This window comes from Planococcus sp. TJ-201, assembly GCF_058268495.1.
This window is the reverse complement of the sequence record NZ_JBZDOG010000003.1, coordinates 223,926-237,427: the sequence shown is the minus strand read 5'-3', so window position 1 is coordinate 237,427 and position 13,502 is coordinate 223,926. Positions and strand designations below refer to the sequence as shown.

Sequence of the window (13,502 nt, the reverse complement as noted above, 5' to 3'; positions counted from 1 at the left end):
TTTTCGTATCAGAATTTATTCAAACAAAGGCGTGACCGGTTTTTCGTTGTGCACGTGCTCAATCGCTTCAGCCAATAATGGAGCGACGGACAGAATCGTGATTTTTGGCGTCTGTTTTTCTTCAGGCACACGGATCGTATTCGTTACGACCAGTTCCGTAAGGGCCGACTCTTCGATGCGCTGAACGGCATTGCCTGATAAGACCGCATGTGTGCAGCAAGCATAAACAGCTTTCGCGCCGTTTTCGACCAAGACGTTGGCAGCCAACGAAATCGTCGTTGCCGTATCAATGATATCCACGATGATGACGACGTTTTTGCCTTTGATGTCTCCAACAATGTTCACCGTCTCGGGCTCACCCGGCTGCATCCGGCGCTTGTCGATAAAGCCAATCGGAACATCCAAATGATTCGCCAGTTTACGGGCTCTTCCCAACCCGCCGTTGTCCGGTGCTACCACAATGGCATCTTCCAATCCTTTATCCAGAAAATGCTTCGACAGGATCTTTTCGCCAAGCAGCTGATCGACCGGCATATTGAAGAATCCCTGAATTTGAGGAGCATGCAAGTCCATGGTGATGATGTGCGTAGCCCCTGCTTTTGCCAGCATGTTGGCCACCAGTTTCGCCGTAATCGGTTCACGCGAACTCGCTTTACGGTCCTGGCGCGCATAGCCATAATAAGGCATAACGACGTTGATGGTTTCCGCAGACGCACGCTTCAATGCATCAATCATGATCAACAGTTCCATCACATGCTCATTTCCCGGTTGGGATGTCGATTGAATCAAGTAAATTTCCTTGCCCCGGACACTTTCCTCGATGTTGATTTGAATTTCGCCATCGCTAAAGTGTTTGATCGAGCTTTTCCCCAGCTGACAGCCGAGCTCGTCCGCAATTTCCTGGGCCAGTTCTGGATTTGAATTTAGTGTAAACAGCTTAAAGTTTTCCCCTAATTGGTATGGCAAATGATAGCCCCCTTCGAAAATTTATTGAATCTATTTGATAGCTGACCGGCTTGCTGCCAAGGTCAACCAACTGCATAATTTCTGCAGCAGTTGCTTTTATGATAACGCGTTGCTAGGGGAATAGCCAATGGTTTAAAGTGTTCTTGCTGTTAGATAGATGAATTGTCATAAGTTTTTCAATCTCGTTTAGTAGCTGGCGTTATAAGAAAAGCGTGCGCCTCATAACTATGCACCAACGTAATAGTTCAACGAGTTGTTAAAAATGCTGCTTTTCTCTCGAAATAAGCATGCAATCGATATTCAGCTATCTCTTGAGTCCATTTATATAAGATCTCATTTTCTTCCCCAGCAGGCTGCAGCTTGAAGCGGAAAATCCCTTCTTCAAAAGAAACAAGTTCTCCTTTTGCACTTCCGCTCCATTTCACCATCGGCATCTTAGCAATCAAGTCTGCCACTTTCTCCTGGTTATACATGCGCATTTTTTTCCCTTGGACATCGCTGAAATCTATATTCATTCGGTAATCTTTTTCTGTTAAATAACGATGAAAGAAAGGTGCAGTTTCAACCGGTGTTATCGAATCAAGCCAGCCTTTTTCCCCTTTGGACAGCATATAACTCAGAACCACCATTTTATAGCTTTTGGTCATGCCGGTTTTTTCAGCTTCCAAAAACCAACCTTTAAACTTCAGCCAGACGTCTTGCTCTTTTTCCGTCAGCTCATCCGCAAAAGCAAGCATTCCAACGTAACTGCCAAACTCCTGCTTTATCGTTTTGGAATCGAGGTTGGCGTGAAGGTGGAACTCTAAATACGTCGGGCGTCTTCCTATTTCCTTTTTCAAATCCTGATAAGCCAGAACCAATGCTTCTTTTCGAGGCGCTCTTTTTCTGCGCATTTCCTCTAACAGGTTGATGACTTGCAGGTCCAGGTTAAATTCACAAAGAGCCGGCACAAGCGGTTCACTGGGTTTACTTGAAGCCCGGCTTTCTTCTTTATTAAAAACAGCCAGTTTCAAGTCAGCATTTCGGTAGTTGCCGATAAAATCGATGATGACGCAATGCGACTTTCCTTCTGCAATTCGCAGGCCGCGGCCGATTTGCTGCGTATAAACGGCCAGCGATTCGGTCGGCCGAATGAAAAGAAGGGTATCCACTTTCGGAATATCCACACCTTCATTGAATAAATCAACTGTGAAAATGAGATCAAGTTCCCCTGAATCCAGCTTGGAACGGGCAGTTTTTCGCTCTTGCGGATGAGAGTCCCCATGCAGCGCAATTGATTGGACTCCTTTGCGCTGAAAGAAGTTGTTCATATACAGAGCTTGCTTGACTGATGAGCAGAAGACGATGGTTCTCGTCTGCTTGTACCGGCTCCACTCTTCAAAGATCTTTTGCGCAAACTCTTCCCGCAGCTGCACTTGCAGCAATTCCCCTTCATCATACCGGGTTCCTCTCCATGGGATTGCGGAGTAATCGGTATCGTCATACACGCCGTAGTAATTGAACGGCGCAAGCCAAGTGCGCTCTATGGCATCTAGGAAATGAATGGAGATCGCTACGTTTCCATCACATAACGCATAAACGTCCCTATTGTCCATACGGTCAGGCGTGGCGGTAATGCCCAGCAAAAACTTCGGTTCAAAATGATGGAGCAATCGCTCATACGTTGGCGCGGCTGCGTGATGAAACTCATCAACCACAATCAAATCAAAAGCATCCTTTTCAAATTGGTCCAAGTGGTACTGGCTTCCCAATGTGTAGATCGAAGCAAATATAAAATCCGCATCCGTCTTTTTCTCCGAAGCGTTATAAAATGCACTCGTCCGATCCGGATGAACGTGTCGGAATGATTGTTCAGCCTGGGTCAGAATTTCTTCCCGGTGTGCGACAAATAGCACCCGTTTAAATTTCTCCGCAAAAAAAGCGGCTAAATAGGTTTTTCCTAGCCCCGTTGCCAGCACCACCATCGCTCGGCTGTAATCTTCGGCCAGTACGTTGTCCAAGGCTTCCAGCGCCTCGCTTTGCGCAGGTCTAGGGGAAATCGCTGAGCCGTAAGCCAATGGAGTTTCCGCTACTTCAGGCGACTGTGGGAGTGTTGGCCCGACCGTCATTTCGACTTCTTCTGCTTCCGACCACACCGGGCTGATGGGCCGTTTAAGATTTGCTGCTTTATGTAATGACCGATATTCTGCCAATGTCTCTGTATTTAAAGATACTGTTTGATCGGCATAAAAGTTTTTTAGAAATTGAACGGTCGCTTCTTCAAAAACCTCCGCGTCCACAGATGTTGGCGCAATTAAGTTCCACTCCACCCCTGTGGTTAATGCGGAGGCTGATAAATTAGATGATCCCACAATTAGCTGCGAAGCTTCTGTTCCCCGAAACAAATAAGATTTCGGATGGAAGGAAGTTCCCCCGCTCTTCCAAATCCGAATTTCCGCAGAAGGCAGCTCTTCCAAAAGCAATTGCAGCGCATCCGGCTGCGTGACAAACAGATAGTCGCCTACCAGCAGTTTAATCGGTACACCTCTTCTAGCCGCCTGCTGCAGGAAAGGAATGATCTTTTTCACGCCAGACTTCATCGCAAATGCTGTGATCCACTGAATTTCAACCGCTTCTTTTGATAATCTTTCCAAATGCAAAACAAGCTGAGAAGTGACCAGTTCCAGCTTAGTCATCTTCAACCTCGATTAGAAATATCCGTTTTTCAAAGCCGCCGCGCTTCTCAGCTTTTGCCTGGCGGACTCCTTCCAACTCTTCAAAAGAAGAACCGTGGATTTTTGTTGCTGCGTGAAGAAGTTCGAGGATGTCAGCCAATTCTTCAATTGCTTCTTCACTAGTTGCTGCATCTTTGTATTCTTCTAATTCTTCGCCTAATTTCTTTTTCACTTCAGCTTCATATTCATCTTCTTCAAGAATACGAGTTGAAAATTCTTTTCCCGTCTTTTCGATTACTTCTGGTATTGCATCGCGGACTAGCTTGTTATAGATGGGCATAGGTAAGCTCCTTTATCGAAATACTTGTTAAGGCTATTTTAACATATCATTTCGGCTCTTATTTCGTGTTGGAAAGAAGGTATGTTACTTTGTGTTCCTATAAATGAACACATATATTTTTAGCCCTTTGCACATTAAAACTCATCTCTATTACTTATAGTAAAAAAAGACCTCGTTTGAATCGAGGTCTTTACTCAAATAGAATTCCACAAGGAAATCGCCACTTGCTTTAAATTGTCCAAAGAGAAAATGGTTCTTTCATTCATCTTGCCTCAAAGCTCGAGCGGTTTACTCCCCGACCATCCCATCATTGTCATTATCCCGCATATGCGGATATAACCAATGATCACTCATGATCGGCATACTAAAACCTGCTGCTTTGGCTTCCTTGATCGTCACCTGTCCATTGCCGTTCGTATCGACACTGGCTACATCACCACCTGTGTTTGCAGCGGGTAACTCGGCAGGCTGACTGTCTGTGTCTGCACTAGAATCAGTAGGCTCACTGCCGGTTAACCCGAGGGATGCGTTTACTTCATCCGGGTTCACGTTGTCAAAGGTATCCACGACTTCGTTCCCCATTACCGTATACGTATATTGATAACTGGAAGGGATCTGCGTTTCCGTATCCGGATAGGTGATGATGGCTTCAAAATTCGTGGCTCCACCTGCGTCGCGGATGACGTCTTCCATATACGCTTGATCGCCATGGCGGTTGAGCGTACTTTCTTGCGGGGTAATATTATAGGCATTCGACACCCCTCCAAGAGAATCCGCAAGGACATGCCCCTCATCTAATACGTCACTTTCGACACCCGGCACCTTGGCTTCATCGGGATAGTACCTGCCAGACGATAAGACAGGTTCGGTGCTGTCATCCTGTACAATGATTTCGTCTGCAACGACACGCGCCAGCTGCCCGTGTTCATTCGTGAAGGCCCAATAGTCACGGTCTCCAAAGCCAATGTTAACAGCAACGTTCGGTTCACGCGTTCCAGACAAATCGCCCCCATCCACTTCGATCAGCTCGTATCCTGCGAGTAGCTCCTCAGTTGGTTCGGCTGCTGGTTCCTCTGCTACTGGTTCCTCTGCTACTGCTTCCTCTACAACCGTAGGGATCGTTTCTTCTTTATCGCTGCTTTCATTTGCTTCAGCTGTGGTTACTTCTTGTGCATCTGTTTCTGTACCTGTAATTGCTGCATCTTCTACTTCCGTACATCCCACCATAAAAATAACCGTTAAAAGGACGATTAGATACTTCATTTTCTTTTTCATTTAAAGACGCTCCTCTACTAGTTCCATGCTGTTTTAAAATGTTAATTTATAAAAATTAACATTTTAAACATAATAATACTAGTATATTCCAATATTAAATTTATGGTAGTAAATTCTTTTGTGATAAATTTTATAAAAAGAATTATAAGGAAAAACAAAAGCTGCCGAGAGTTTCCCGGCAGCTTAGAGTATGTTATACAGGATTTTCTTCTGCATTTTTCACTTTCACTTTTTCTTTTTTGTCCAGTTCCTGCAGGAGTTTTTCTCCTTCGATGTCCAGATCCGGCAGAAGCTTATCGAGCCATTTCGGCAGCCACCAGATTTTGTCGCCAAACATCGACATGACTGCTGGCACAAAGATCATCCGGATCAGGAAGGCATCCACAAGAATCCCGAATGCCAAGGCAAAGCCGATCTGCTTGATCATGATGTCATCCGTGAAGATAAAGCCGGAGAACACCGAGACCATAATCAACGCTGCAGCAACAACCACTTTGCTCGCGGTCTTATACCCATTCACAATGGCACGGTCGCCTTTTTGTCCATGAATATAAGCTTCGCGCATGGAAGAAACAAGAAATACCTGGTAATCCATTGCGAGGCCATATAGGATTCCCGTCACCAGTATCGGAATAAAGCTCAACAAGGGACCGCCTGTATCAATTCCGAACATCGAACCGAACCAGCCCCACTGGAACACGGCTGTAGTTGCACCAAATGTGGCCATGATGCTCAGCAGGAAGCCGACAGTTGCTTTGATCGGGATGATGATTGAGCGGAACACAACAAGCAGGATGAGAAGCGACAGGATGACGATGATTCCGATGTAGATTGGGAATACTTCCGCTAATTTCTCTGAGATGTCGATATTGACTGCAGTTAAGCCGGTCACGCCAACCTCAAGCTGGGTACCTTCGACAGTCGCCGCGTCTGAGCGCAAGCTTTCCACCAATTCTTTTGTCGTGTCATCTGTCGGTCCGCTCGCTGGAATGATGGAAACGATGGCGATGGTTCCGTCTTCGTTAAAACCGCCCGGGGACACTTCAGAAATGCCGTCTAGCTGAGCGATATTCGTCAGCAGCTGGACATATTCTTCAGGAGCAACTGGACCCGCATCCTCGTTTTCTGCAACGAGCAGCAGCGGGCCGTTATAGCCCTCGCCAAAACTATCAGATATAATGTCGTAGCTTTGTCTGACAGCTGTATCTTCGTTGGCGCTGGCACCAGATGGCATGCCAAGATTCATCTGCAATACCGGAACGGAAAGAGTTCCAAGAACTGCAATGACAAGCAGTACTGCGACCCATTTTGCTTTGAGAATGCCGGCGATCCAGCTATGCGCAAAGCTCGGTTTGGCGTCTGTTTTTGCCTGTTCTTTCTGTCTTGTCTTAACGGAAACGATTCGTTCACCGATCAGCCCAAGCAATGCGGGCAGAAGGGTCAATGCGACGAGCAAGTCGATCAGAACAGTCAATGAAGCGACGATCGCCATGCTGCTCAGGAAAGAAATGCCGATGACAAGCAAGCCGCTGAGTGCGATGATGACGGTCAGAGCGGCGAAAAATACCGCACTGCCTGCTGTACCCAGCGCACGGGCTGCCGCTTCTTTTGCGGACAGCTTTTGGTCGATGATCAGCTTGCGCTGTCTGTTGACAATGAACAACGCATAATCAATTCCGACTGCCAGGCCAATCATCAGACCCAGAACCGGCGTCAAACTATTGATCTCAAAAAAGCTGGATACGGCGAACGTGCCGCCGACGCCTACACCGACGCCGATCAATGCCACGACGAGCGGCAAACCAGCGGCAATAAGCGAACCGAGCGTGACAACGAGGATCACAGCGGCGATTGCCAGTCCGATAATTTCATGTGTACCGCCGATCGGGATGTCCACCCCTTGCAGCGTGCCTGTTGGGATGACTTCCATAGATGTATCGTCTTCCACGGTAGACGCAGCCGCTGACAATTCAGCACGCTCATCTTCCGTCAGGTCTTCCGCCTGTTTTGTCATCTGGAATTGGAACAGGGCGACGGTGCCATCTTCAGAAATTTGGACGCCTGGAACCGGCATTTCCTGAACTACGAAAGGCCGGTGGGCAACTGTTGGCGTCTGCAGCTGGCTCAACATGGCCTGCATTTCCTCCATCTGGGCCATTGCTTCCTCGTCCTGCAGCATACCCATCGGATTTACCACATGATCCAGCTCGTAAATTTCGTTCACAGCCAGTGCGAGAGCTCCCGCATTTGCCGCTTCATCAATCGTTTCCCCTTCAGGAACCTCAAAAATATAACTTCCCTGACCACCCGAAGCGACCGGGAAATCTTCCGCCAACTGATCCAGCACGTCTTGCGCTGCGGTTCCGTCAATTCTCGTTTCACTGCTTGTGTTCACACCATTTGTGACGATGGCAGTAATGATGACTCCTAAAATGAGCAGCCAGCTGGCAATGAAAATCCAAGGCTTGCTGTATGCCGTTTTTCCGATGCTGTAAAAAAACTTTGACACGTTTGCAACTCCGTTCTCTATTTTCTTTAATTAAATCCTTTTCGTAAATGAGCAAAGACAATATCAACATATTGATTAAACTCATTGTCTGTTCCCTGTTCTTCTCCATTTTCCGGCAATTTCACGTCGATGCTTTCGTCAAGAACCGGCAAAACCGCTCCGAACACAGCACCGATTAGAATATGGTAATACTCTTCCGGATATTCGCTGCCAAATTCTTCACTGATGCCGCGTCTGGCAAAATCCTGTACTTCCTTTAACGCACCGGTTACGTACAACTTGAGTGTCGGATGATTCCGGGACAGGGAAATGAGCCAATTGAGCCGCTTTAGTTTATTAATCGTAAAGCTGCCCCGAATATACATTTCAATGGTGCTCAGCGGCGTATAATCATTTGCAGAAAACGAAAATTGGTCGTCTTGCTCCAAATAATCATTCATCGTCAAAGAATTGGCAATCGCTTCTTCCTTGCATGAAAAATAATTGGCAAACGTCCGGCGCGAATAGCCGGCCTTGGTGACGATATCTTCTACCACAAAACCATCCACTCCCCGCTCCACTGCCAAATCGAAGGCAGCTTCAGCCAAAGCCTGGCGGGTCGCTATTTTTTTCTTATCCCGTAAACTGCTGTCGGACATTCCGTCACCTCATTTTCGATACTTTCATGTTATAACATAAAAAATGCACAAAGGGCAAACTTTCCCTTTGTGCATTTTTAGAGACAATTGTATATTCTTCGTTCGATTGTGAAATTGTACTGTATTATCAAGCGCAAGGATCTCTATTTATTAGTTGTAGCCAATTGATTTTGGAAGCGGCTATAGGATAAAACGATAGAGGCAGAGAAGTTAGTGCAATTAAGTTCCATTCCTCCCTTTTGCTCAAGCGGATGCCGGTAAATTAGATGATTCTAAAATTAACTGTGAAGCTTCTGTTCTCCGAAACAAATAAAACATATCTACTAAGAATGAACTTTTGCATTTCCAGTTGCGTCATTCATTGTAGCAATTCCATAACTTCCCAAAAACCACTTCTTGTTTGCAAGAAAGGAGAATGTATAGATGTATAAAGCTTTTGTTGTCCTCCTTTTTCTGTCCGTCATTTTAACAGGATGTTCCAGCCTTTCCGAAGAAGAAAAACTCTCGCAGAACAAGGAATTGCAAAGGTTTATTCGAGATTTTGAGGATGGGAAAGAAAGCTCAGTGAAGATTGCTGTAGAAGTGGCGGATACTCCTGAAAATCCAAATGCTTTTGAAAGCGGTCCAAAAAGGAGCGCTAAGGGTGTAGTCATTTATGATTTAGTTGCTTCCTACGATAAAAATACTGATCAAAAATGGATACACGTAACGCCAAACTTAAGTGGATTCAAGCAGTCAGAAGAAAATCCGGTCACAGTCATGGAATCCCCTGAACAATGTGGATCAATAATGTTTGATGATGAAACTGGCTATTACCTTCTAATTGAGTGTTTTCATCGTTGGGAATATCGGCTAATTAGATAAGTTTTACAACGCTAAACGGAGGGATATTATTGAGATTTTTCTTAGCCATTTTTAATTTATTACTGTCTCTAGGTGCATTTTATATGGGGACATCGATGTTCTTAGAACGGGGAGTGTTTACTGCATTTCCACAGGAGTGGATAGGTATAATGCCATTTGGCAGTTGGGCAACTTTAGCTGTTTTCGGAATAATGATTTTTGGAATTGGAAATGCCATTGCTTCAGTCTATGGCTTTCTAAAAAAAGATCGGGTTGTCTTTATATTCACCATTCTACTGGGAGGGTTATTATTAGTTTGCAGTGCGATGCCAGTCTTTTTAATCGGAGAATGGTACTTGCCAACAGTTCAATTATTAATGCTCGGTTTTATTCAAATGCTACTCGGTTTATTTAGCTTGTTTATTAAGAAGAATAAAAAACGTATCAATCCCACAGCAGACTACAGCTAAGGAATAGTAATTCCCAGTGCAGACGGAGGTATAACTATGTGGTTTATATTCGGGCTTGTCGCAATAGCAGCAACTTGCATCAATCTTTTTATGTATGCAATAGGCAAAGATTATAAATTGGCGATGGCGATGGGATTGTCCTTTACAGCATTAACCGTTGTCGCAGATTATAGTATGGTGTCCAGTTGGGTAAAGGCGGAGGACTGGTCAGCCTTATTGGATGTTGTGCCGATCATGGCAGCGGCCTTATGGGTTTTAACAATATTATCAATTTTATTAAATATAACTCCAATACTTTTAGAACTAAAAAGCAAAAACTAATTGCTGATTATCACTTCCTTCATCCCAGGTTACCTAGATGCCCCAGGCTCTGCCGATTCACTATTTTTATCACTAAGTGGTATACGTTAAGGCTGTGAATGGCATGGAGCGCTGAGATGTTGGTTTACTAATTATGCGAGTCAGAACTTCTTCAATAAACAGCTCCAGTTGGGTAAGAACCGATGGGCGAAACTACAAAATCCATAAGGACGTGGAATCTTATGACAAAAGAAAAATGGATGCTCGTCACTTTGGGAATTATGGACTTCATCCTTGTTATCTTGCATTATACAGATTATGTTCTACTCTTCTTGAAACCAACAGGATATGTCATCCCCTTGGTATTAAACATTGTTATGATTAGTGTCCTCGTCTTTAGATCCAAACTTTCTAATGTTTGGATAACAGCCATCCTTTTCATTGGTATACCTATAGTATTGGCCCACGGTTTTATCGTTTTATTAATGGATAATGATTACAGGACAATCGTCAATCCCGATAGCCAGCAATCCTTAGTAATCGAATACCGGCATGCCACGTTGGGAGAAACCACTTATTTCTATAGTTTTTACAAGACAAACTTCGGTTTTGTTGGCAAGCCCCTTGATGACCAATCAATTTCCATTATGATTATGTCCCGGGATCATCCTTCTAGTATCGATCCTGAAGGTGTTTTAGGTTTGGGTAAAGAAGAATGGATGACTGCAACGACCGTTCGTTTTTTTACTTGGGAAGGGATCAAGGATGTGGATTTAAATTCGTCGCCATCAGTTGGTATGGAAGACAAAAGGTAACTATACTGCAATTGAGAACGATTGCTTAAGAAAAAAGGTTGGCGAAAGCTACTCTTTTTTTGTCTGTACTTTCCCTTCTTTTACAAAACGAGTACGCATAAAAGGGCAAAAAATTCTACGTGAAAATCTTATTAGCACGGCATCCCTCTATTTTTAATCAATTGACCTGTCTTTAGAAAACAGGCACAAGTTGTTAATCTTATGTTTTACTGGCAAGCCAATTCCAATAATTTCGTGATGGCATAAGGATTATCTTTCCTATATAAATTTCATATAAAAATAGGTTCATTATTGTAAAAATGATACCAAAAAAAGGAAAAATTCAAAACCATAGAAAATAATAAAAAATAGAACAATCCACGATACTATTTGTTTAAATTTCGATTGATTCTTTAACGCCTTTGGGTTATCGCCAAGTCTTTTTTCGAATTCTTTTTCTTTCTCTTTTGCAATCATTTTTTTCCGTTCTTTTTCTAATTTTTCGTAGTTGCTCATTCGCCTGTCCTCCAAATTAAATTGTGATTGATAAGACTGTAAATCCAATGAATTGTCCTTTTTTTATACCCATTGCCCTATCTCAATTAACCCAATTTACTTTTATAACCGGAGGAAAAGATTTAAATTTCCATTAGTGCAACTTGATCTTTTCAATCGAAAAAAACGCACCAATCCTAGAACTGTTTCCAGCTCAGGATTGGTGCGTTTTCTTCGTCCGTTACTATATTAGTTGAACTTAGAAATTATCATTTTATATACCGCTTCGGTCGCTTTGAGTAGAGCAAAGACGACCGCTCCTTCGCCTACGTGGACGCACCAGCGCTGAGATCTGTTACTTACTAATCGATATGAAGCAAAACAGCTGCGACTCCTGTGGGAAAGCGAGACGGCCGAGACCCCGAAGGGAACAGAGTGACTAAGGAGGCTTGGACGCGAGCCCGCGGAAAGCGCAGCTGTTTTGCGGAATATCGACAATGAAAGATTAGTAGTTCAACTTATATATATTAAATCTTTAATGCCCTACTCTTCTTCCAAAAACCCATTCTCCAAAAGCCACTCATACGCCACAACGGAAACGCTCTGTCCTTCAACATCAACCATGTAATTCAGCTCTCGCATGATTTCACTGTTTAAGCTTTCAGCTAAGCGGGCCGTGATTTCTTCGATTTCCGGGTATTCGTCAAACACTTCCTGGTTGATCGCGACAGCTGCCCGGTATGGCGGGAAAAATTGTTCGTCGTCTTCCAAGACAATCAGGTCGTAGCTTCTGATGGTCGCGTCCGTTTCAAAAGCGACGGACACGTCAACTTGCTCATTGTCCAGCGACCGCTGCGTCAACCCGAGATCCATTTGGCTGACTTGGCCGGAACCAAATTCAAAGCCATAAGTTTCTTCGACACCCGGCAAGCCGTCTGAACGGTTCGCAAACTCGGCATCAGACGCCATCGCCAGCTCGCCCGGATTTTCATTGATGTAAGCTGCGAGGTCGCTGATGGACACGATGCCCAGCTCTTCCGCTTGCTCGCTTCTCATGGCAAGCGCATAGGTGTTGTTGACTTCCGACATGTTCATCCAGTGGATGTCGTTTTCGCCATCAATTTCTTTGACCTTTTGGAAAGCTTCTTCGGGATCCGCGATGGATTCTTCGCCCATATAGGTGATAAGTGCCGTCCCGGTATATTCCCACATCAAGTCTACTTGGCCATTTTCCAATGCGGATCGGACCACACTGCTGCCAAGGTTGTTCATTTGGTTTACTTTGAATCCTTCTTCTACTAACAAGAAAGCGGTCATCTCTGACAATAAATATTGTTCAGTAAAGTTTTTGCCGCCTACCGTCACTTCTTTTCCTGTCACGCCAAAGCCCGAGCAGGCCGACAGGATGACAGCGACCATCAATAGAGGGATAAGTTTGAGTAATTTAATCACAAATTCTGATGCCTCCTATTCTCTTCGCTAAGCTTTTTCAATACGCCTTGATCCTTTTGGCACAACGGCATATTCCACTTTACGCAGGATATAATCAGCCAGAATCGCCAGTAACGTCACAGGGATGGCCCCGGAAATCAGGAAGCCGTTATCAAACAAGTTGATCCCGGTGAATATCCAAACGCCAAGCCCGCCTGCCCCGACTACGTAGGCAAGCGCCGCTGTCCCGATATTCAACACGACAGCCGTCCGGATGCCCGCAAGAATCGAGTACGCGGAATTGGGAAGTTCGATGCGGAATAAAATTTGATGCGGTTTCATGCCCATCCCTTTTGCTGCATCGATCATATTCTTGTCGATGGAATCAATGCCAGCTACAGTGTTTCTGAAAATTGGCAAGATCGAATAAATAAACAGCGCAAAAACAGCCGTTTGAAAGCCAATGCCCAAAATACTGATCATCAGCGCCAGAACTGCCAAGCTCGGAATGGTTTGCCCCAAATTAACAAGGGTCGAAACCAGCCATTCCGCCTTTTTGAATTTCGGCCGGGTGATGAGGATGCCGGCAGGCACTGCGATTAAAATGGCGAGCAGTGAAGAAACCAGCACCAGTACAACGTGCTGCCGCAGCAGCAGCAAAAATGTTTCGGATTGCGTGAACATGTAGTCAAAATAGCTATTGGAAATCGCCCAGATAAAGAAGGCGGCGACCAATGCATAAAGTGTGTATCTGACGATATTGCCTATCAATTTTTTACGATTCACC

General features: G+C 44.7%; 13 protein-coding genes. 4 read left to right on the top strand and 9 right to left on the bottom strand.

Features of this window, described 5'->3' with window-relative positions:
* Positions 1-15 precede the first annotated feature (15 nt).
* The 6 genes from AC4EG4_RS09525 to AC4EG4_RS09500 form a co-directional block, all read right to left on the bottom strand.
* Positions 16-966: a ribose-phosphate diphosphokinase gene (locus AC4EG4_RS09525; RefSeq protein ID WP_490987650.1), complete on the bottom strand. Its 951-nt coding sequence runs from the start codon at positions 964-966 to the stop codon at positions 16-18.
* A 245-nt stretch (positions 967-1,211) separates the two neighbouring features.
* Positions 1,212-3,641 (bottom strand): DEAD/DEAH box helicase family protein, encoded by a 2,430-nt coding sequence (locus tag AC4EG4_RS09520; RefSeq protein ID WP_490987649.1) that lies wholly within the window; start codon positions 3,639-3,641, stop codon positions 1,212-1,214.
* Positions 3,634-3,960: a nucleoside triphosphate pyrophosphohydrolase gene (locus tag AC4EG4_RS09515; protein ID WP_490987648.1), complete on the bottom strand. Its 327-nt coding sequence runs from the start codon at positions 3,958-3,960 to the stop codon at positions 3,634-3,636. Before AC4EG4_RS09515 ends, AC4EG4_RS09520 begins: the two co-directional genes overlap by 8 nt.
* 288 nt (positions 3,961-4,248) lie before the next feature.
* Positions 4,249-5,235, bottom strand: coding sequence for a DNA/RNA non-specific endonuclease (locus AC4EG4_RS09510; protein WP_490987647.1), 987 nt, complete (start codon positions 5,233-5,235; stop codon positions 4,249-4,251).
* A gap of 193 nt (positions 5,236-5,428) precedes the next feature.
* Positions 5,429-7,744, bottom strand: a complete 2,316-nt coding sequence (locus tag AC4EG4_RS09505; RefSeq protein ID WP_490987646.1) for an MMPL family transporter — start codon at positions 7,742-7,744, stop codon at positions 5,429-5,431.
* Between the two features lie 26 nt (positions 7,745-7,770).
* Positions 7,771-8,382, bottom strand: a complete 612-nt coding sequence (locus AC4EG4_RS09500; RefSeq protein ID WP_490987645.1) for a TetR/AcrR family transcriptional regulator — start codon at positions 8,380-8,382, stop codon at positions 7,771-7,773.
* Positions 8,383-8,805: 423 nt separating this feature from the next.
* On the opposite strand from AC4EG4_RS09500, the gene AC4EG4_RS09495 reads away from it, so the two are divergent.
* The 4 genes from AC4EG4_RS09495 (at position 8,806) to AC4EG4_RS09480 (ending at position 10,810) form a co-directional block, all read left to right on the top strand.
* Entirely contained in the window at positions 8,806-9,246 is a 441-nt protein-coding gene (locus AC4EG4_RS09495) for a hypothetical protein (protein WP_490987644.1), read from the top strand.
* A gap of 29 nt (positions 9,247-9,275) precedes the next feature.
* The gene (locus tag AC4EG4_RS09490) at positions 9,276-9,695 is read left to right on the top strand and encodes a hypothetical protein (protein ID WP_490987643.1); all 420 of its coding nucleotides are present in this window, start codon (positions 9,276-9,278) and stop codon (positions 9,693-9,695) included.
* Between the two features lie 36 nt (positions 9,696-9,731).
* A complete protein-coding gene (locus tag AC4EG4_RS09485; RefSeq protein ID WP_490987642.1) occupies positions 9,732-10,016 on the top strand; it encodes a hypothetical protein in 285 nt (94 codons plus the stop codon).
* A 221-nt stretch (positions 10,017-10,237) separates the two neighbouring features.
* A complete protein-coding gene (locus AC4EG4_RS09480; protein WP_490987641.1) occupies positions 10,238-10,810 on the top strand; it encodes a hypothetical protein in 573 nt (190 codons plus the stop codon).
* A 288-nt stretch (positions 10,811-11,098) separates the two neighbouring features.
* Here the strand turns inward: AC4EG4_RS09480 and AC4EG4_RS09475 are convergent, their stop codons facing one another.
* From AC4EG4_RS09475 to AC4EG4_RS09465, 3 genes are all read right to left on the bottom strand, one after another.
* The gene (locus AC4EG4_RS09475; RefSeq protein ID WP_490987640.1) at positions 11,099-11,305 is read right to left on the bottom strand and encodes a hypothetical protein; all 207 of its coding nucleotides are present in this window, start codon (positions 11,303-11,305) and stop codon (positions 11,099-11,101) included.
* Positions 11,306-11,827: 522 nt separating this feature from the next.
* Positions 11,828-12,736 (bottom strand): glycine betaine ABC transporter substrate-binding protein, encoded by a 909-nt coding sequence (locus tag AC4EG4_RS09470; protein WP_490987639.1) that lies wholly within the window; start codon positions 12,734-12,736, stop codon positions 11,828-11,830.
* A 27-nt stretch (positions 12,737-12,763) separates the two neighbouring features.
* Positions 12,764-13,501 (bottom strand): ABC transporter permease, encoded by a 738-nt coding sequence (locus tag AC4EG4_RS09465; RefSeq protein ID WP_490987638.1) that lies wholly within the window; start codon positions 13,499-13,501, stop codon positions 12,764-12,766.
* Position 13,502 lies beyond the last annotated feature (1 nt).

Excerpts from the sequence above, each read along its gene's own strand:
- AC4EG4_RS09485 (WP_490987642.1), top strand. The coding sequence starts at position 9,732 with ATGTGGTTTATATTCGGGCTTGTCGCAATAGCAGCAACTTGCATCAAT.
- AC4EG4_RS09500 (WP_490987645.1), bottom strand. The coding sequence starts at position 8,382 with ATGTCCGACAGCAGTTTACGGGATAAGAAAAAAATAGCGACCCGCCAG.
- AC4EG4_RS09510 (WP_490987647.1), bottom strand. The coding sequence starts at position 5,235 with ATGAAAAAGAAAATGAAGTATCTAATCGTCCTTTTAACGGTTATTTTT.
- AC4EG4_RS09520 (WP_490987649.1), bottom strand. The coding sequence starts at position 3,641 with ATGACTAAGCTGGAACTGGTCACTTCTCAGCTTGTTTTGCATTTGGAA.
- AC4EG4_RS09495 (WP_490987644.1), top strand. The coding sequence starts at position 8,806 with ATGTATAAAGCTTTTGTTGTCCTCCTTTTTCTGTCCGTCATTTTAACA.
- AC4EG4_RS09475 (WP_490987640.1), bottom strand. The coding sequence starts at position 11,305 with ATGAGCAACTACGAAAAATTAGAAAAAGAACGGAAAAAAATGATTGCA.
- AC4EG4_RS09515 (WP_490987648.1), bottom strand. The coding sequence starts at position 3,960 with ATGCCCATCTATAACAAGCTAGTCCGCGATGCAATACCAGAAGTAATC.
- AC4EG4_RS09480 (WP_490987641.1), top strand. The coding sequence starts at position 10,238 with ATGACAAAAGAAAAATGGATGCTCGTCACTTTGGGAATTATGGACTTC.